The sequence below is a fragment of the Acidocella sp. genome, assembly GCF_036489515.1.
In the GTDB taxonomy this organism is placed as follows: Bacteria; Pseudomonadota; Alphaproteobacteria; order Acetobacterales; family Acetobacteraceae; genus Acidocella.
This window is the reverse complement of sequence record NZ_DASXFO010000101.1, coordinates 12718-31114: the sequence shown is the minus strand read 5'-3', so window position 1 is coordinate 31114 and position 18397 is coordinate 12718. Positions and strand designations below refer to the sequence as shown.

Sequence of the window (18397 nt, the reverse complement as noted above, 5' to 3'; positions counted from 1 at the left end):
AGGATGGAAAATTAATCGGTATGGTTCGGCATGCGTCCCAAACATCCTCTACTGGCTTGGATCGAACGCCAGGCCCTGCCGAGCGGCAAGCGCCTGCGGGTCTACTCCTTTGCGCGGCTGCACAAATTCGACTACCGCACGCTCTACCTGATGCTCGACCCGCTGGTCCGGCAGCAGCATGACGGCGACAAGCCTAGGCTGCCAAACATCAAAACCCTGAAACGCATCGAGGAGGTCACGGGCGGCGAGGTGACGATCCGCCAGTGCCTCGATTGGTACGACATGCCGCCCGCCGACGATGGTTTCGAAGTCGAGCAGGAAACCGCCGAGGCGGAGTGAGCACATTCCGCCTGCCGCGCCCGCCGAGCGTCAATAACCTGTTTTTGACCAAGGGCCGCCTGCGCATCCCGACGCCGGCCTATAAGGCTTGGCGGGCCGAGGCGTACAAGATGATCATGGTACAGCGCGTCGGGCAGGTACGGACCCCAATCGCGGGTCCGTACCGCGCCGAGCTGGTGGTGCAGCGCTCGCGGGGCGATCTCGACAATTTTTACAAGGCCGTGTCCGATGCCCTGGTTCACATGGGCGTGATCGTGGACGACAGCTTTGCCGATGAGATTCATCTCTATTGGGGCGACGTCGAGGGGTGCATGGTGACGGTCGAGCCGATGGAAACTACCATCCCCACACAGTAGCGCTTGTTTGCCGCGCTTGATCGTGACATTGTGATGATGAGGGCGGCAAGGTTTAGCGGCCTAGCTCCGACAATCCTCCCTGTTGGCGCCGCCCTCGTCTTTTCTCGGGAGACTCGTGGAGGACGGGCGGCATGGTCTTGGCAAACCCCAGCGGCAAAATCCCTTACGCTCAATTAGAGCAACAGCCCATTGCGCCCTACGGCGACGATGGACCGCGTGCCCGCTCAATCATCAAGCAATTCCATGAGTTACCGGAGGACGAGCAGCAACGCTTCCGGCTCCGAATAACGGACGAGTTGCGACGCGCGCGGGTCGAGGATCGGCTTGCCGCGCAAGGGCGACCGACCGAGGCGGGAACGGTAGTCCGCAAAGACTCCGCACGCGAGGCCAAGATCAAGGCGAACATCTGGCCCGACGCCTCCCTGTGAGCCATCACTTCGATCTAGCCGGCGAGATGGCGGAAGCGCGCAAGGCGCTGTCCCCATCCGACCGCGCGATCCTGGCCCATTACAGCGTCCCGGAAGCGATGATCGAGCGGGGCATGATCGGGGTGGTCATGGCCGACTTGTCGTCTGGCGAGGCCCTGTGGGCGACGGAAGGGCATTCCAGGCTGTTCGTTACGCCATGTCTATTCATCTTTGAGGCCGAAACGCCGGAATGGGAACGCGCGCCATTTGAGGGTTATCCGCTGGACATTCTCGCCTGGCGCCCCGAATCGCCCGACTGGTACTTCCGAATCGGCAACGCGACATGGCTTGGCGCCTATCCGCCGCAGTTTCTCGACCCCGAGCCGGTGCGCGTGCATGACACGCCGCTATCGTGGCTGCGCTCGGGTGGCGTCGGCATCTGCCCCTTGAGTCATAACCCGGCCGAGCGGCAACAGCTCTTGCTCAACATTCACATCATCGCGGCGGCGGACATGGAGCACGCGATGGAACTGCGGCGGCTCTTGGAGCGCCCGATGCGGATTCCGAAAATCGTGATCGAGGGAGGAAGCGAAGATGTCGGAGGAGCCGCCGCCTGATCGTTGGAAGTGTCGTAAGTGTTTAATCACCTTCGTAATTGGCGAGCCAAGCAACTTCGTCGTTAACACTCCCAAGGGAGGCGCGCGCTACCGCTGCCCGGACTGCCGGCTACGCTTCTGGGAGGCCATGAAGAGGAACGCGGGATACGTCACGCTGGGCATGGACACACGGCCATGACCATCATCCCACCTGGTGCCGGGCGCGCCGCGCTCCGCTCCGTCACGCCGGACACCGCCAGCGAGCTGCGGGCCTTCACCCCGGCGCTGTGGCATGGCCAGCCCGTTCCGCGCCGACAGTGGATGGTGGACGAGCTCATCGCCACCGGCACTGTCACCATGCTCTCGGGCGACGGCGGGCACGGTAAGTCCCTGCTGGTGCAGCAGCTCATGACCGCCATCGCGCGCGGCAAGCCGTGGCTCGGCTTCCCCACCCGCCAGGTCCGCGTGTTCGGCATGTTCTGCGAGGATGCGATCGGCGAGCTGCAAATCCGGCAGGCCGACATCAACCGGCACTATGGCTGCGAGATGGCGGATTTGGGCGACGACATGATGCTGACCAGCCGAGTCGATCAGGGCAGCTATCTTTGCTCCTTTGGCAACCGCTTCGATGGGCGGATGCAGCCCACGGCGCTATGGCACAACCTGGTCGCCGAGGTGAAGGATTTCGGCGCGCAGATCGTGGTGCTCGACACGGCGCGCAAGACCTTCGGCGGCAACGAGATCAACGACCAGCAAGTGTCGGCCTATTGCATGATGCTGCGCCGGCTGGCGATCCAGATACAGGGCGCGGTGATCTTCACCCTTCACCCCTCGAACGAGGGCGTCGCCTCGGGCTCCGGCATCGCGGGCAACCGCGCTTGGCGGAACGAGGTGCGGTCTATGATGTACCTGACCATGCCGGCCAAGAACGCGGACGACAAGCCGAACGAACGGGTGCTGCGGGTGCGCAAGAACAACTACGCCGCCTCGGGCGGCAAGGTTGAGCTTAAGTGGCGTGGTGGCGTGTTCGAGGAGGCGGAAGCTGCGCCAGCGCGGAACTGGCCCGAGCCGGAGTTCGAGACGCCGTTTTAGTCGCCAGTCTTGGCGGATAGTTGGGATGGGGCGAGGGCGCGGATCACCTTCGCGGCGTCCGCGCCAACCTGATTCGGGAATACCGCCGTAACGCCTTGCGCCGCCTCGGCGAGCTTGGGATCGGGCGCGGTGGCCATGGCGTCACCACCAAGAATGCCCAGAACACGGCAAACAGGCCGAACAGTGCGAGGAACGGCAGAAAGAAGCGGGCGATCATGTCATCCCCCTTGCGGTATACGGTTGCGGCTCGGGCTGCTCGGCGCACCACGCGTCCCGCAGGCGCTTGTACTCGGCCAGCGCGGCACCACGGTCGCGCGTTTGCATCAAGGGCGCCCAGCGGCCGCCATGCGTCGCCGCGACGATCCAGATGCCGCTATCGGACAGCGCCAGCGTGTAGGGCGAGAGGTGGGCGACGTAACTCACGATTCTTCCGCCTCAATTGCGCCCATTATTGAGTGCGGCCAGATTTCATAGGGATCAACTTTCCTGACGCTAAAAATGATGTCGCCGAAACTCTTATGTTTTTTGGCAAAGGATCGGGCCTCACGCATCGTCGGAAAGATTCGTTCCCATGCTGGCATTGTCTCGCCGTAAACGACTCGGTAGCTCATGGCCGATACTCCCGCGCGCCGATTGTGCGGCCGTTACTGTCGCGGATCGTGCCACTCCCAGCAATAAGATTGCCGTCGGCCCCATAGATTCTACGCACGATTGCTGCCCTTACATTGGTCAAAACCGTCCCGATTTCATAAGCACCTTGTGCCTCGAACGCCGGATTGTCAGTCTCGAATTCCAGCTTGAACATAGTTAGGCCTCCACGCTGGCGAGGGAAGCACTCTGGGTGATAGCTGCCCAGGCGTCGGCCTCGGTCGCGTAATGCTCACGGCCGTCGAAGCCCAGGCTGTCGCCGTCTTCCGGCTCCTCTTCGCCCGGCTCAACGATATACCAGCCGCCGAGGTCGTGGTGGACACGATAGTCCGGGAGCCAATCGCCTGCGTTATCCAGCAGGTCAACGATCGGCTCCTCGAACGAGTCGGCGAAGATGAGGTTGCCGTAGGCATGCTCCTCGAACCGCTCGCGCGCCCAGTTCTCCGCGTCGCGCGGCGTCGGCGCCTCAACCTCGATCTGCGTCAGATAGACCGGGTATAGGTTCACTCGGAACTTTGGCATGGTCATCTCCCAAGGTTGGTAAGCGCGGCGCGCAGACCAGGCACGCGGTCCAACTCGCCGGGATCGGGCGAGAAAGTAACGCCAGGGCCCCATCCCTCCATCTCGTCATCAGACAGGATGGCAAGGCGCGCATCCTCGCGTCCCAACATTGCCAAGCCCTCATCGTCGTAGGCGCGGCCATCAATGATGGCGATGTCGATATGGCGCGGCACCAGACCGCGGATTTGGCCGCGCTCCATCCAGTCGCCGGCAACACGGTAGGTTTGCGGCGCGGTCATTTTGGCTTTGCGGCTGCGGTTGGGGTGGTTGGTCATGATGTTAGTCCTCCCCGCGCAGGATGCGATTATAGAGACTTGAGGGGTCGGCCATGTACGCCGGGTCTTGCCGCGCGGTCTTTACCGCCGCGATTACCTCTGGGTGCGCTGCCTCAAATTCCCGGCATGCGCGCCGCGCGTCGGCGTGGCGCAGCCACGCTTTGGAGCCGGGGAAATTATCGGGATCGTACAGGCTCTCCTCTGTGTGGCGGAGGGCCTGATACTCGGCGATTAGGTCGGTCATCTTACTCTCAGCCCCTGATCTCCCGAGGCGCGGCTTACGATGGCAAGATAGAGCCAATGCCGGAGAGGTGTCAAGCATTATTATTGTGACAGGATGGCAAGATATGAGACAGTACTTATGCCGCATTATGGGGCTTGCGCGGCGAGGCCTGCGGGAGTTAGCCTGAAATGGATCGGGCCGGGAGAGGGCAAACTCTCAACCGGCCCGACCGCTGGATCAACCGTAGCGCGCGGCAGATCGTGGATGTCAGATAGCAAACCTTTCATGGTGGTGCAAGGCCGATGACGAGGCTGAACTGGGAGCGCGCCAGCCGGCAAGCGGCTGCCAACAGGAGCCACGAGCAGATCGCACGCCAACCTCGCCGGCGTATCCATGTGGTGACATGGCGCGACAGTCCGAAGCCTTGGATCATTTTTCTTCGCGATCGGCCATCCGAGGAAGTGGTGGCGCGATTCCAGTTCCGCGCGACGCGGCGCGGTGGATGGTATGCCGGTTTTGCTTCCCGCATCCATGCGGCCGAGGCAGTAGCCGTGTTACGCGGCGCCGGTTGTCACGGTGTCGCCAAGCCTTACGTCAAACAGCCCCGAGTTAGCCGGCCAGGCGGAAGACAAGACCGCACTCCGAGCGCAGGCAAAGAAACGACCGGCCCGGATCGGTAGCTGCGACCAGGGCCTAATGGGGCTTGCCCCGGCTGCTCGCACGACGCCAACCCGAAATGCCGCTGGTGTTACAGTCCAGGAACCGCCCCGGCGAAGCCATGCCCGGGGGGACCTTAGGAGGGGGAGAGAAGGCCGCGACCAGCGGCACCGCTCGAGCAACGGCCCGTCAGGGACGGCTGCGAGACCTACAGAAGGGGAGATGTTTGGTAGGTGACAACCGGCAAAGCCTCGTGCGTGCGCGTAGAGGCGGGTAGAGAATTAACCACTTTCCAGTTAATTTCGTAACCGGAATCTAGTTAACCCACCAAACAAGTAGACTAAGCGTAAGTGGTTGATTGATAGATGGTTTCTATCAATCTGCTCGGTGCCAAGCGGTGCCGAAGAGCACCGCGCTCGCTTTGCTCCGACGCTGACGCGTCGGGCGAGCACGGTACGGATTAAGCGTTGATAGATAGAGTCTATCAGCCGCACGCGAGAGGTAGTCTAGCGGGCAGGTAGAGTGATGGGGTGCTGTTCGGGGAAAATCTGGGGAGGGACGGGTGGGGCTGGAGAATTTACCCCTTGCTTCCGAACTGGGGCCACTTTACAAATTCATGGTCAGACCTTGAGAGTGGATGACAAACTTTAGGGCACTGGGCGGCGCCGGAAACCGAGGGGTTAATTGACTTTTTACCGCCAGTGAGTTATGGGGATAATCGCCAGACTCGGGGACACGGTGATATCCTGTATGCCGTAGCACCGCACGTAAGGGTTTTGGGCTCCTGGCGGGAGCGCTATGTGGGGTGATTTGCAGGCCCCATACCGAGTTTAAGATGGGGCATCCTCAGCCTAGGGATGTCCCATCGGCGTTTTAGGCGTGCCGTCGCAAAATCAAACTGCGGGCTAGGATCGCCTTCGTCTGGTGCGGCCTCGTCAGATGCAGGCTCGTTGCATAAACCTCCGTGCCAAACTATTCTAGTGGCCTATTTCCCCACCTCATCAGAACTGCGGAGCCGTTTGGAAAACAAAAGCGCATACCCGCCCGAACTCGCCGCGTTCGAGGAGCGGCTTCGGACTAAACCGATGGCGGCGCATTGGGGTCCGCCACAGACAAAACCTCGCCGATATATCTTTTTACTTCTGAGAAGTGCACTCTCTCCCGACTACTTGATGAATCAAGCTGGTAATCCAGCCAGCCAGTCCGCCGATAGGTCGGGCGCTTTCCGCCGATGCCTTTCGGCGTTTTTTCGGCGCGTTCGGCATTAAATCGTCTCTTGTGCCTCGCTGGAAGCTGGCCACACGCCCTCGGTACTTTCTTCTGGCTTCCGAACCGCAGCTATTCTACAAAACCTACTGGGCGTCCATAAGCGGGAAGGACTGGTCCGGTCTCATCCTTGCCGGAAATGAAAAGGTCCGGCGCGCCCGCCTATCCCTTGCATCGCCGCCGAATCCGCTCTTGTGCCTCGATGGAAATTGCTGTAAGGCTTGGGCTTCCTTGTGAGGAGACAGGTAATGGACCGGGCGGAATTCATGGCGGTGGGTCGGACGAAGGTGATTACGGCCTTGCGCGGGTATGAGAGCGATCTGCCGTTCGGACATACCGAGCCGGAACACAAGGTGGTAGCGGCGGCGCACGCGATCCTGGAGCATGTCTGGGATGTTGGGCATGGCGCCGATGCCGAGCCGATACATCTCGAAAATGCCGCGGTCGGAACCGTCCGCTTGCCTCCGGGACAGGAGTTCGGCGTCGGTATGGGAAACACTCAATACAACCTTTCTCCCCCGAAGGCGGAGCCGTCAACGGGCTCCGATCTCATTCCGCTCGATCAAGCGTGAACACGGTCGCGCGGTTCGCGGCGGACCAAGGGGGTTTCCTCGCATGACTTCGCCCAATCCCAATCCGCCGGTCGGCGCGAACGAGGGGGCCAACAAGGCGATCTTCGCCGGTCTCGGTGGCGCGGTGGCGATCGTGCTGATCTACATTATCGATCAGGTGGTCAGAACGCCGCTGCCGCCGGAGATATGCGCGGCGGCGCAAACCATCGTCGTCACCTGCCTCGTGTATTTCGTCCCGCGCAAGTTCGGCAACGATTAACCCAAAGGGGTCGGCATGAAGATTCGCGAACTCGTTCTGGCTGGCGCCGTGGCCGTCGCCGTGGCCGTCGCCGTGGCCGCTCCCGTCCTTCTCGTTGTCGGCTGCTCGGTTCTGCAAAGCGTGGCCTCGACCGTGACGGCGGCGGGGCCACAACTGGCGGCCGATGTCGCGGCGGCGTGCGCGGCGGTGCCCGCCGTCTCGGCGGCGGCCAGCGGCATCTTGAAGGGCGGCGCCTCGAACACGGCGCAGTCCGACCTCGCCATCGTGCAGAAGGCCTGCAATGCGGCGGTAGCCGATGCGCCGACCGTGCTGGCGGTGCTGGCCGGGATCGAGGCGCAGATCAAGACCGCGGCCAACCCGGCGACGGCACCGGCGGCTAGCGGCCTCTTGAAGGACGGCGCATCCGCGAGCACGCCCCCCTCCGTGGCGCCCGCCGCCCCGGCGAGCAACTGACATGCCGGCGATCCTCCTTCTCATCCTGACCAACCTGCCGACCATCATCTCGGCCGCCTCCGCCGTGGTCGGCGGGATCGAGCAGGTAATCAACGTCCTGAACCAGGCCCATGAGGGTTCCGTCGCCACCACGGCGGGCGGTGTCGTAACTCCGCCGCCCGATCCGCAACTGCAACAGCAGATGCAGGATTTGTGGACCAAGTACGGGCCCAAGGACCAGCAGGCGACCACCTGATGCGGTGGCTCCTTCTCCTGTCGCTTGCGATGGCAATTATATATTTGCGGAAAGAAGGGTGAGGTACCGCGCCTTGAGTGTCCCCATACCTGTAGGAAATCCGCCTATTTCGCCGCTCATGATGGCTGCGGGCGAGCGCGTCTATTACCGCTGGCGCTCTAGCGATGACTGGAATGAACGAGCAATGCTTTGCCGCGTCTATCGCGCGATGGCTAAGGCGTCGTCGCGTGAAAGGCGATTAAAGTCTTCTGGAGCAGCCGAGCCGTATCAACCAGCCGTTCGGCAGGGAACCGGCACGTGAGAGCACACAGTAAAGCGCATGCTCGGCACGCCGCCGAGGCCGCATGAGACCACAAAAAAGAAAGCCGCATCCGTCGCGCCAAAGACGCGACGACGCGCGGCTGGTCGCTCTGGTCCGAGCAATTAGGACAGACCGCCGTCAATCACTCGAAGCCAGAGAGGGCTATCGGGAGCCGGAAGATCATCCTGCAAGAGCGAAAGAAAGTGCTGCAACATGCGCACTGTCGTCTGCTCCACTAAACAGAGAGATTCGACCGCGATTTGCAGTAAGGATGATGGTTGCCATGGTGAGCGAACCGACGCGCGGCGAGCGCAACAACAACCCGTTCGATATTGAGGTCAACCCCCGGTTCAAATGGCTGGGCCAGACCGGCCAGGACGGCCCGTTCTGCACCTTCGACACCATCGAGCACGGCCTGCGCGCCGGCTTCCTCGACATCTGGAACGCGTGGAAAGAGGGCTACAACTCGCCCGCCAAGTTCGCCCATCACTATGCGCCGGAGGCGGACGGCAACGATACGGCGGCCTATGCCGTCAAGATCGCCGACGTGGCGGGTTGCCGGATTGGTGACGAGGTCTGGCCGATCAGCCGGGACTTCCTGGTGCGCGTCGCTTGCGCCTGCCTCCTGATGGAGCAGGGCCATATCGCCTACACCCAGCGACAGCTCTACCAGGCCGCCATCGACGCCGAGCCATGGCTCCCCTCGGTCGAGGGGACGGACGGGTACGGCAACCCACTGCCGACATGACCAAGCACGTCCACGACACGCCCGGCAGTTCCCACACCATCCAGTGGGAGCATGACGACGAGACCGGCGTGCTGACCATCCACTTCGCCGATGGCTCGTCCTACGATTACGAGAATGTGCCGCACGAGAAGTATTTAGGCGCCACGACCGCGACCTCGAAAGGCCAGTATTTCCACCGCCACATCAAAAAGCAGCACACCGGAACGCCAAGGCGCTGATGCCCGATTACGCCGACGTGGTCGAGGATATGGACGAGACGCCATTCTGCTATAGCTTTGAGCTGGACGATTACGAGGGTGACGGCGAGTCCGTTGAGGATGATGACGAGTGACCTGCGCGACGAGGCGATCGCCAGACTCTATCGCGACCGGCGCCTTGCTCACGCGGTTCTGTTCGCCCACCGACACCGCAACAAGACCGCGCCCTTCCACCTCGAAATGATCGACGATTTTCACTCGGAAGCGCCCGGCATGCGCAATCTGTGCGAGATCGCGTTCCGTGGCTCCGCCAAATCGACGCTGGCCGAGGAAGGGGTTTGTATCAAAGCGATCTACCGCGAGATCAAGCACGGCCTCATCGTCGGTGCCTCGCTGGACAAGGCCCAGGAACGCCTTCACTCGATTCGCCGCCAGTTCGAGAAGAACGCCCGCCTTATCGAACTCTTCGGCGACATGCGCTCGCGGCCGTGGGGCGACGACCAGATCGAACTGACCAACGGCTGCACCATCACGGCAATGGGAAGGGGCCAGGCGATCCGGGGCACCAAGAACGAGGATTTCCGGCCGGACTTCATCCTGCCCGACGACATCGAGGACCAGGACAGCGTGCGCTCCGCCGAGACGCGCGAGAAAATCCAGAAATGGTTTTTCAACGAGTTGCTGCCGTCCGGCGACGAGCCGACCCTGCGGGTGCGCGTCTTGGCAAATGACATGCATCCCGAGTGCATCGCCAACGTGCTGAAACGGCCCGACTCGCAATTCGTCGTCAAGGTCTACCCTTGGGAATATCGGGGCGCGCAGGGCGAGCGCTGCGCCACCTGGCCCGACCGCTATCCCCTCGAAACGATCGAGTTGAAGCGGCGCCAGATGTACGCGGTGGGGCGCGGGCCGGAGTACGAGAGCGACTATATGTGTCACTCGGAATCGCCCGAGTCGAAACCCTTCAAGCCGGAGATGGTCCGGGTCGAGCCTACGATCCACACCTGGCAGGCGGTCTACTCGATGAAAGACCCGGCGCGCACGGTCGGGCCGAACGCCGCCCATACCGGCTCGGCGACCTGGTCCTGGATCGCGAACAAGCTCACCGTCTGGGACATGTGGCAGCGGCCTTTGATGCCGAACGAGATCGTCGAATCGCTGTTCGCCGAGCATGAGGTGTTTCACCCGGTCTATCAGGGCGTCGAGGCGGACGGGCTCAACGAGTGGCTGATGCAGCCGATCCGGCAGGAGCAGGTGCGGCGCGGCGTCGTGCTGCCGGTGCGGGCCGAGAAGGCGCCCAAGGGCAAGATCGACTTCATCCGCGCCCTCCAGCCCTTCGCCATGGCGCGGGAGATCGTTTTCGCGACCGAGAACCAGGAAGCCCGCGCCCTGTTCGCCAACTTCCCCTCGGGCCGGATCGACGCCATGAACGCCTTGGCCTATGCCCTGCGCATGCGGCCCGGCGCGCCGATTTACGAGGATTTCACGACGCAGAACGTCGCCGAGGAACTGGCGCCCGCGCCCGGCCGGCCGTGCTGGCTGGCCTTGAACGCCACGCAGGCGATGACGACGGCGGTGCTGGTCCAGCTCCTCGACGGCTCGCTCCGCATCTTCGCCGACTGGGTGCGCGAAGGCGACCCGGGCGCTATTTTGAAAGACATCGTCCAGGAGGCTCAACTTGTTGCAGGAAGAAATCCAAGCCTTGTTGCGGGCCCCATACACTTCGAGCAATACAACAACGTCGGACTTGCCCAGGCGGCTCGCCGCTTTGTTTCGGAGGTTCGACGGGGAGTGCAGCCTGGTTCGGGACGGGGCGAAATTCGGAGTTATTTGCGCCGGACACACCGGGGGATGCCGGCTTTATTGGTGTCCAGCGAAGCGCGTTGGACCCTCAACGCCGTCGCCGGAGGCTACGCCCGAGCGATCTTGAAGGGCGGCCTACTGGCGGATTTCGCCGAGGAAGGAGTCTATCGGGTGCTGATGGAGGGCCTCGAATCCTTCGCCGGCCTGCTCAAGACCGGCGAGCCGGATGACGAGCGCCCCAACTTTCATTATGCTACCGTGGCAGATGGGCAGCCCTACCGATCCTCGCTGCCCCGGAGGAGATGATGCTTTCGCGTCGTGGTTTCATCGGTCGTGTCGTCGGGCTTCTCGCGGCCCCCGCCATAGTGCGCGTCGGCAACATCATGCCGATCTTCTCGGAGAGGGTGGCGCTGATAACGTGCAACGGGACGAACTGGATACCTATGCTGGCGCCATCGAAATGGCCGGTCGCGAACGAGATCGCCGCGACGCTGGAGCGGGATATGTTCAACGCCTTGATGGTCGGCGCGCCGTACTACATCATCCATGCCTAAGATCACCGCCCGCGACGACGAACTCTCGACCCGTCCCAAAATCAGGGAAAAGCTGGTCACGCTGTTCGCCGAGGTGGATAAGGGCTTCACCGATCAGCAGCAGCGCGCCGACGACAATCTCGACTTTTGGGACATCTACAATTGCGTGCTGGGCGCGCGGCAGTTCTATAACGGCAATTCCAAGCTGTTCCTGCCCATCGTGCGTAACGCCATCAAGGCGCGCCGCACCCGCTTCATCAACCAGATGTTCCCGCCGATCGGGCGCTATGTCGATGTCGTGGCCGAGGACGCCGATAACGTCAACGCCATCATTGCCCTGATGGAGCACTACGTCACCGAGACCAAGCTGCGCACCGAGATCATGCCGGCGCTGATGGCGAACGGGGATGTCGAGGGCCAGTACACAATTTATGTCGATTGGGGCAAGACCGAGCGGCATGTTGTTTCACGTGAAACAAAGCCGGTCGAGGTCGATGGCCTCGAACAGCCCGATTTCGGCGAGGTCGAGGAGATTACCGAGGAGACGATTCCGGACGATGGGCCGACCGTCGAGGTCATCTCCGACAACGACTTCCTAGTCCTGCCGGTGACGGTGGACAGTCTGGAGCGCGCGCTGGCGCGCGGTGGCTCGGTCACGGTACGACGGCGTTGGTCCAAGGCGGAAATACGCCGCATGATCGACGACGGCGATTTCACCGAGGATGCCGGCGAGACGGTGCTGGAGTCGATGTCCAGGAAGGATGGTCCCGGCAGCGCCAACACGGCGAAGAAACAGGCCGAGACAGCCGGGATCAAGACCAGCGAGAGCGGCAAATATTGCCTCGGCTACGAGGTCTGGACCCGGCTCAAGGTGGACGGCAAGCAGCGCCTGTGCCGGGCCTACTATGGCGGCGACGATGTGGTGCTGGGCTGCAAGCTCAATCCGTTCTGGTGCGACCGTCAGCCTATCCTGTCGGCGCCCGTCGAGAAAGTCGCCGGACTGTTCAAGGGCATGTCGCTGATCTCGCCAGGCGTCATGGACATGCAGATTTGGGCCAACGACACGGCCAACGAGGCGGCGGACCAGGGCCATTTCGCCATGCTGCCGATCGTCATGACCGACCCGGAGCAGAACCCGCGCTATGCCTCGATGGTGCTGGACCTGGCGGCGGTATGGGAAGCCAACCCCAGAAGCACCGAGTTTGTGAAATTTCCCGATACCACACAGCAGGCGCTGGAGAAGATCGCGGCGGCGACGCAGATGATCAATCAGTCGCTCGCCGTGACCTCGACCATGATTCCGAGCCAGGGCCAGAAATCGAAGCAGAACCAGGCCATGGTGGCGCAGGAGCAGCAGGTGGACCTGCTCAACACGTCCGATGCCGTGACGGTGATCGAGGGCGGCATCCTGACGCCGCTGGTGCAACGCTTCGCCGAGTACGATCATCAGTTCCGCGACGACGATATTCTCATCCGCTCGTTCGGCGAGATGGGTATGAACGTTATTATGGAGCAGGTGCCGCCGATCCAGATGAACCGGCGCTGGCAATTGCGCTGGTTCGGCATCGAGGCGCAGCGAAACGCCCAGCAAATTCAGCAGCAGATCAGCTTCATGAACGTCCTGAACGGCATTCCGCCGGAGAAGCTCGAAGGACTGCAACTCCACATGGCGCCGCTTTTGATGCACGCGGCGCTCAACATCTTCGGACCCCGCCTCGCCGGCCGCATCCTGACCGACCTGAAACATCAGCTCGCGACCGATCCGCGCCGCGAGAACGATCTGTTGAGCCAGGGCTTCGACGTGCTGACGCATCCGCTCGACGACGATCAGAAGCATATCGAGACGCATATGGAGTTGCCGCAGGGACCGCAGCGCGACGCCCATATCCAGATGCACTTGCGCGCCGTGCAGATGAAGGCCATCGCCAACATGCCGAAGGGAAATCCGGGCGTCCCGGGCGGCGCCGGGCCGGGTGTGGCCGGGACGCCGAAGCCGGGCGGCCAGGTCGCGCCGCCGCGCCAGGGAAAGCAGCCGCCGGGCCGTATCGCGCCAGATCAAATGGTGCGGGCCGGTGCGCCCGCGATGCCGAGGAAAATGTAGGTTTCGAGCGGGAGGTGTCATTACCAAAGGCGGACTAGCGTACCGGCTCGAAGGCCGCGATCCCTACCCCGAAAGTCCCACGAATCTCATTGCTTGCGGGCATGGGCAAACCCTGACACCTCGCAAGGGAAATAGGGCAATTGCGGCAACACGCTTGACACGATAGAAATTTTCTATCAATGGTGATGCCACGACTGGCAGCCGGTAGTTGCCAACAACCCCGAAATCGCACCCGTAAGGTGCTGGAGGACCGATATGGCCGATGATCCGAAGCCGGGCGTCGCAACGGACGAACTCGATCCCGTTGACGATGTAGACGAGATCGACTCCGCTGACGATGCAGGCGATGAGGGCGATCCGCCCGAGCCGGGAGAAGGTGCCGAGGATGGTGCCGAGCCGGTGGAAGGCGAGGAAGGCGACGGCGAGTCACCTCCGGCCCCCGCGAAGCGGAGCGCCTCGGACACTATTCGGGAATTGCGGGCGCGGGCCCAGCGGGCGGAACGCGAGCGCGACGAGGAGCGTCAGCGGCGCGCGGCGCCCCGGATGCCCGACCCGGCGGAACAAGCCCGGCAGGCGGAGGAGCGGCGCCAGCGCATCGCCCTCATGTCGCCCGACGAGCGGACGGATTTTTTGCTGCAAGAGCAGCGTGAACAGTTCAACCGCCAGCTTGGCGGCATGCAGTACCAGACGGCGGATGCCATCGATCAAGGTGCGTTTGATCGGCTGTGCGAACGCCGCGCGATTACGGAAGAACTGCGCGATACCGTCGAGGCCACGTTGGCCTTGTGGCGAACGCAGGGGAACAACCCGAAGCGCGAGGTGGTGCTGAAATACATTCTTGGCGAGCGCGCGCTGGAACGGGCTGCGCGGGCCAAGGGGAAGCAGACACGGCGCGCGGATGCGCAGCGCCAGCGGCAGACGGTGCCGGCCCGTGGTGGCCGGGGTAGCGATGTGGCGCCGGCAGGGCGCGGTGCGGGGAGGTCGGACCTCCAGAAGCGCATCGACTCTTACGACGCGGACGGCATGATCTGACGGAGTAGCGCACCAGCGCCCTCCGTCGCGAACGGAGGGTGACGATGGATTTCCAGGGTTTCCGCGCACCATCGCGGCACGACGAATACGGCGAGTACCACTCTCCGAACGTGGCCTTTGCCACCAACACGGCGGGTCAGTTCTCCGCCGACATGCAAAACTACATCGCGGACGAGACTTTGCCGCTCGCCCGCCGCCAACTGGTCGCCTATCAGTTCGGCGACCCCCTGACCCTCCCGAAGGGCATGGGCAATACCTATACCGCCACCCGCTACAATCGTATCCCGCTGCCGCAGGCGCCCTTGTCGGAAGGCGTGCCGCCGATCGGCGAAACGATGACCATCCAGCAGGTCAGTGCCGTCGCCCAGCAATGGGGCGACAAGGTGACGATCACGGATGTCGCCGAGCTGACGACGAAGCACCCGCTGTTCAAGAAGGCGATCGAGCTGGTCGGATTGCAGCTCTCGGAAACCCTCGAACGCAACACCATGAATGCCCTGATGGGGCTCACCCAGGTCAACTACGTCAACAGCCGTGGCAGCCGCGCCGCGCTATTGGCGGGCGACGTGCTCGACACCACGACCGTCTTGCGCACCTCCGGGGCCTTGCAGACCATCGGCGCGCCGCGCTTCATGGGCGACGAGATGACGGACACGAAGCTGTCCGTCGAATCCGGTGGCGCCCGCGCCTCCGCCAATCCGCGCGGCATGCCGCACTATGCCGGCATCTGCCACACCCTCGTCGTCGCCGACTGGTCGCAGAATTCGACCGTCGTGCTGGCGCGCACCTACAGCGATTTGAACCGGCTCTACAATTATGAGATCGGCGAGTGGGGCGGGACGCGGTGGTGCTCCTCCAACATGGTGCCGACCTTCACCGGATTCGCCCAGATCAACGGGACGCCCGGCACGGCCGGCGCGCTCCCGACCGGAGCTTACTACATCATCGTCACCGCGTCCGACACGCAGAACCAGTACGAGAGCCAGATTTATCAGGTCTCGAACTCGATGAACGTGGTCGGCCCGAATGGTTCGATCTCGGTGGTGCTGCCGGCCAATCCCGGGTTCACCTACAACGTCTATGTCGGCACCACCACCTCGCCCGGCCAGCTTGGCCTCAGCGCCGCGGGCCCCACGGTCGGCCCGCTGCAAGGCCAGGCAGTGCAGTTGCAGCCCGGCACCACGGCGGTCATCACCGGCCTCGGCGTTGCCCAGGCGCCACCGGCGGCGCCTGCGACCGGCATCACGGTCTATCCGAACTTCCTCTTTGGGCGCGGCGCCTACGGGCAGGTCATGCTCGACAACGCCAAGTTCACCTACTTGAAGGATGCCGATAAATCGGACCCGCTCAACCAACTTCGCATCGTTGGTTGGAAGGCGTATTATGGAACAATCATCCTCAACGCGCAGTTCGCCGCCCGTATCGAGTGCACCAGCGCTTTTTCGGCGACCTTCGGCTAGGAGCACCTGACCATGGCCTACAAACTTAAGTTCCGCGCCTCGGTCGTCTGGGTGCCGGATGGCGCGGGCGCGATGTCTGTCAACGATGCGCAGACGCTGACAGTGACCACCGATTTTGGGGGTTCGGGCGGCGCGGTGCTGGTGCCCGGCGGGAATGCTCCCTCGACGGCGAACATCGTGACGGCGTGCAACACGGCCGCAACCAATATGGCTGCCGCGTTCAACGCCAATATCGGCCAAATCCAGGGCTTCGCGAGCGGCGGGGGTTGACCCTTGGCGACCAAGACCCTCGGCACTCTCCTCACCACCACCCTGACGGCGCTGCAATTTCAGCGCGGCGGGATGGCGGCGGCGGATGTGGCGGCCATCGCCAACTCGATCCTCGACGATTTCGCGGCGGCGGGCGGGAACGGCACCCAGACGTTCGGTGCCGGCACGCTGGGCGGGGCATCTAAAATCTGGCCCGGCGCCTTCTCCTCGAACGGCTTGCTCTATGTGCCGAACCGGGGCGTCCTGCAAATGCAACCTGGCGATTGGGTGGCGGTGAATGCCGAGGGGTTCCCGATCCTGGTGCCGTTCTCCTCGTTGCCCGCGACCCTTACGGCGACCGGCAACACCCACACTTCGAGCTTGATAGACAATCTGTCGATCAACGTCCTGTCATTGGGCTGGCGGCCCGGCATGCTGATCGCGTCGAGCGCGGCGGACATTCCGGCGGCGACCTTCATTGAGACCATCGCGGCGAACGGGCTGAGCCTGACCTTGACCAAAGCCGCGACCGGCACCAATGTCGCGGACACGCTCACCGTGTCCGATTTCACCCATAGTTGAGGACGACATGACCGAGAAAAAGCCCGACGCGCCGAAGCCGGAGACCAAGATCGAGGCGGCGGCCGAGGAGCGTCTGCATCCGATCCTCACCAACGACGAGGTGCGCGCGGCCCAGGCCAAGGCGCGCAAGAAGATCGACGACGAGCGGAGGAAGCTCGCGGCCAAGATGGTCGAGGAGCAGGAGACGCGCCGGTTGCAGGAGGAGGAAAACCTGCGGCCCGACGACGATCCGGGCGGCGAGATGGTGACGATCCAGATCGATCTCGCGCCCTATGCTTCCTTCGGTACCACCAACGGCAAGGGCTTGCCCGGCATGTCGCTCGATGGGCGGCGGTTCTGGCAGGGCCAGATCGTCACCGTGAAACGCCGCGTCGCCGATTCGATCCGCGACATCATGTATCGGACCTGGCAGCACGAGCACTCGCTCAAGGGCGAGCCGCTGATCCAGTTTTACCAAAGCCAGCGCCTCACCGAGGTCAACGCGCGCTCCGGCGCCGTCCGCAACGCGCCGACCGGAGCCTGATCGATGGAGATTACCGACTTCAAGATCAGTATCCTGAATCATGCCGATAAGAGCGACCCGGAGAACTTGCTTCTGACGATTGGGGCAAGAGCGCTGGTCGATGGCATACGCTGCGGATGGCGCGCGGCTGTCTCCCGCTCAGGCAACTATGACCGGGACCTCGAAAAGGCGGCTGCCTATCTAATTGCTCAGATTCTCCGTAAACCACGTAACCCAGTCGATATTGTCGAGCCTCCGGTGCCGCAGATCGAAATTATTATTCCGAGCATCGATTTGGCAGAGGGGGCGGTGGGATAGAGATGGATGGGGCGGGCAAGCTCAAGGCCGAGGTCGAGACGCCGGGCATTGACATTACGCTGACCGGCAATTTCGGCGGCGACCGTCAGATGGCGGTGCGGACCATGCTGGTGCAGGCGACGGCGGAGAATGAGGCGCACGAGATCGTGGATCGCGTGTTCCGCATCTTCGACCGCCAGAAGGCGCGGTACGAGATCGTCGATCTCAGCGAGGAGTTGCGGAAGAACGAGCAGGCGTTGGCGCGGTTCCAAGAGGACATGCCGGCGGTCGAGGCCAAATACCAGAAGGAGCAGGCGGCTCGCGATGTCGAGATCGAGGAGTTGCGCAAGCGCTATTCCGAGATCGTCTCGAAGGCCGAGAGCGAACACGACACCAGCGGGCGGCGCGGTCAGTTCCGGCCGCAGGGCCACATCAAGAGCGATCTCGAAAACGTCGAGCGTCAGATCGCCAAGGTGGCCGACGAGAAGGCCAAGGTTAAGGCGGAGCGCGAGGAGTTTCTGAAAAGCCACGATCAGGTCGGGGTTAAGCGCTATGAGGAGGAGATCGCGCGGCTTCGGGGCGAGATCGACAAGAGGAAAGCCGTTCTGGGCGACGCGGCATGAGCGATGAGCGCCCAGCTCACCTTCCAGCAA

At 62.9% G+C, this 18397-nt stretch carries 28 protein-coding genes; 21 read left to right on the top strand and 7 right to left on the bottom strand.

What is annotated here, in order from left to right; all coding sequences use genetic code 11:
• Positions 1–30: 30 nt before the first annotated feature.
• The 5 genes from VGG47_RS15485 (at position 31) to VGG47_RS15465 (ending at position 2790) form a co-directional block, all read left to right on the top strand.
• On the top strand, positions 31–339 hold the full coding sequence (locus VGG47_RS15485; RefSeq protein ID WP_331540192.1) for a hypothetical protein: 309 nt from the start codon (positions 31–33) through the stop codon (positions 337–339).
• On the top strand, positions 336–695 hold the full coding sequence (locus VGG47_RS15480; RefSeq protein ID WP_331540190.1) for a RusA family crossover junction endodeoxyribonuclease: 360 nt from the start codon (positions 336–338) through the stop codon (positions 693–695). Before VGG47_RS15485 ends, VGG47_RS15480 begins: the two co-directional genes overlap by 4 nt.
• A 131-nt stretch (positions 696–826) precedes the next feature.
• On the top strand, positions 827–1123 hold the full coding sequence (locus VGG47_RS15475) for a hypothetical protein (protein ID WP_331540188.1): 297 nt from the start codon (positions 827–829) through the stop codon (positions 1121–1123).
• Positions 1120–1719 (top strand): hypothetical protein, encoded by a 600-nt coding sequence (locus VGG47_RS15470; RefSeq protein WP_331540186.1) that lies wholly within the window; start codon positions 1120–1122, stop codon positions 1717–1719. The genes VGG47_RS15475 and VGG47_RS15470 overlap by 4 nt, the downstream gene beginning before the upstream one ends.
• Before the next feature lie 174 nt (positions 1720–1893).
• On the top strand, positions 1894–2790 hold the full coding sequence (locus tag VGG47_RS15465) for an AAA family ATPase (protein WP_331540184.1): 897 nt from the start codon (positions 1894–1896) through the stop codon (positions 2788–2790).
• On the opposite strand, the gene VGG47_RS15460 is transcribed toward VGG47_RS15465, so the two are convergent.
• The 7 genes from VGG47_RS15460 to VGG47_RS15430 form a co-directional block, all read right to left on the bottom strand.
• The gene (locus tag VGG47_RS15460) at positions 2787–2927 is read right to left on the bottom strand and encodes a hypothetical protein (protein ID WP_331540182.1); all 141 of its coding nucleotides are present in this window, start codon (positions 2925–2927) and stop codon (positions 2787–2789) included. The genes VGG47_RS15465 and VGG47_RS15460 overlap by 4 nt on opposite strands.
• 76 nt (positions 2928–3003) lie before the next feature.
• On the bottom strand, positions 3004–3213 hold the full coding sequence (locus tag VGG47_RS15455; protein ID WP_331540180.1) for a hypothetical protein: 210 nt from the start codon (positions 3211–3213) through the stop codon (positions 3004–3006).
• Entirely contained in the window at positions 3210–3401 is a 192-nt protein-coding gene (locus tag VGG47_RS15450) for a hypothetical protein (protein ID WP_331540178.1), read from the bottom strand. Before VGG47_RS15450 ends, VGG47_RS15455 begins: the two co-directional genes overlap by 4 nt.
• Positions 3398–3595, bottom strand: coding sequence for a hypothetical protein (locus tag VGG47_RS15445; protein ID WP_331540176.1), 198 nt, complete (start codon positions 3593–3595; stop codon positions 3398–3400). Before VGG47_RS15445 ends, VGG47_RS15450 begins: the two co-directional genes overlap by 4 nt.
• Positions 3596–3597: 2 nt before the next feature.
• Positions 3598–3960 (bottom strand): hypothetical protein, encoded by a 363-nt coding sequence (locus VGG47_RS15440; protein WP_331540174.1) that lies wholly within the window; start codon positions 3958–3960, stop codon positions 3598–3600.
• Between the two features lie 2 nt (positions 3961–3962).
• Complete coding sequence (locus tag VGG47_RS15435) at positions 3963–4274, bottom strand: hypothetical protein (protein WP_331540172.1); 312 nt, start codon at positions 4272–4274, stop codon at positions 3963–3965.
• A gap of 4 nt (positions 4275–4278) precedes the next feature.
• A complete protein-coding gene (locus VGG47_RS15430) occupies positions 4279–4518 on the bottom strand; it encodes a hypothetical protein (protein WP_331540170.1) in 240 nt (79 codons plus the stop codon).
• A 2150-nt stretch (positions 4519–6668) separates the two neighbouring features.
• On the opposite strand from VGG47_RS15430, the gene VGG47_RS15425 reads away from it, so the two are divergent.
• The 16 genes from VGG47_RS15425 (at position 6669) to VGG47_RS15350 (ending at position 18367) form a co-directional block, all read left to right on the top strand.
• Positions 6669–6992, top strand: coding sequence for a hypothetical protein (locus VGG47_RS15425; RefSeq protein ID WP_331540168.1), 324 nt, complete (start codon positions 6669–6671; stop codon positions 6990–6992).
• Positions 6993–7035: 43 nt separating this feature from the next.
• Positions 7036–7251: a hypothetical protein gene (locus VGG47_RS15420; protein WP_331540166.1), complete on the top strand. Its 216-nt coding sequence runs from the start codon at positions 7036–7038 to the stop codon at positions 7249–7251.
• Positions 7252–7266: 15 nt separating this feature from the next.
• Complete coding sequence (locus tag VGG47_RS15415; RefSeq protein ID WP_331540164.1) at positions 7267–7704, top strand: hypothetical protein; 438 nt, start codon at positions 7267–7269, stop codon at positions 7702–7704.
• Position 7705: 1 nt separating this feature from the next.
• A complete protein-coding gene (locus tag VGG47_RS15410) occupies positions 7706–7939 on the top strand; it encodes a hypothetical protein (RefSeq protein WP_331540162.1) in 234 nt (77 codons plus the stop codon).
• Between the two features lie 584 nt (positions 7940–8523).
• Positions 8524–8988: a hypothetical protein gene (locus VGG47_RS15405; protein ID WP_331540160.1), complete on the top strand. Its 465-nt coding sequence runs from the start codon at positions 8524–8526 to the stop codon at positions 8986–8988.
• Positions 8985–9206, top strand: a complete 222-nt coding sequence (locus VGG47_RS15400; RefSeq protein WP_331540158.1) for a KTSC domain-containing protein — start codon at positions 8985–8987, stop codon at positions 9204–9206. The genes VGG47_RS15405 and VGG47_RS15400 overlap by 4 nt, the downstream gene beginning before the upstream one ends.
• 99 nt (positions 9207–9305) lie before the next feature.
• Positions 9306–11294 carry a hypothetical protein gene (locus VGG47_RS15395; RefSeq protein WP_331540156.1) on the top strand — a complete coding sequence of 663 codons (1989 nt, stop codon included), beginning with the start codon at positions 9306–9308 and terminating at the stop codon, positions 11292–11294.
• Positions 11291–11542 (top strand): hypothetical protein, encoded by a 252-nt coding sequence (locus VGG47_RS15390; protein WP_331540155.1) that lies wholly within the window; start codon positions 11291–11293, stop codon positions 11540–11542. The genes VGG47_RS15395 and VGG47_RS15390 overlap by 4 nt, the downstream gene beginning before the upstream one ends.
• Positions 11535–13622: a hypothetical protein gene (locus VGG47_RS15385; protein ID WP_331540153.1), complete on the top strand. Its 2088-nt coding sequence runs from the start codon at positions 11535–11537 to the stop codon at positions 13620–13622. The genes VGG47_RS15390 and VGG47_RS15385 overlap by 8 nt, the downstream gene beginning before the upstream one ends.
• Positions 13623–13877: 255 nt before the next feature.
• Entirely contained in the window at positions 13878–14654 is a 777-nt protein-coding gene (locus VGG47_RS15380; RefSeq protein ID WP_331540151.1) for a hypothetical protein, read from the top strand.
• Between the two features lie 44 nt (positions 14655–14698).
• Positions 14699–16114 carry a N4-gp56 family major capsid protein gene (locus VGG47_RS15375; RefSeq protein WP_331540149.1) on the top strand — a complete coding sequence of 472 codons (1416 nt, stop codon included), beginning with the start codon at positions 14699–14701 and terminating at the stop codon, positions 16112–16114.
• 12 nt (positions 16115–16126) lie between these two features.
• A complete protein-coding gene (locus VGG47_RS15370; protein ID WP_331540147.1) occupies positions 16127–16384 on the top strand; it encodes a hypothetical protein in 258 nt (85 codons plus the stop codon).
• A 3-nt stretch (positions 16385–16387) separates the two neighbouring features.
• Positions 16388–16945 carry a hypothetical protein gene (locus VGG47_RS15365; protein WP_331540145.1) on the top strand — a complete coding sequence of 186 codons (558 nt, stop codon included), beginning with the start codon at positions 16388–16390 and terminating at the stop codon, positions 16943–16945.
• A 7-nt stretch (positions 16946–16952) separates the two neighbouring features.
• Positions 16953–17468 (top strand): hypothetical protein, encoded by a 516-nt coding sequence (locus tag VGG47_RS15360; protein WP_331540143.1) that lies wholly within the window; start codon positions 16953–16955, stop codon positions 17466–17468.
• A gap of 3 nt (positions 17469–17471) precedes the next feature.
• Positions 17472–17765, top strand: coding sequence for a hypothetical protein (locus VGG47_RS15355; protein ID WP_331540141.1), 294 nt, complete (start codon positions 17472–17474; stop codon positions 17763–17765).
• Positions 17766–17767: 2 nt separating this feature from the next.
• A complete protein-coding gene (locus VGG47_RS15350; protein ID WP_331540139.1) occupies positions 17768–18367 on the top strand; it encodes a hypothetical protein in 600 nt (199 codons plus the stop codon).
• The last annotated feature ends 30 nt before the right edge of the window (positions 18368–18397 follow it).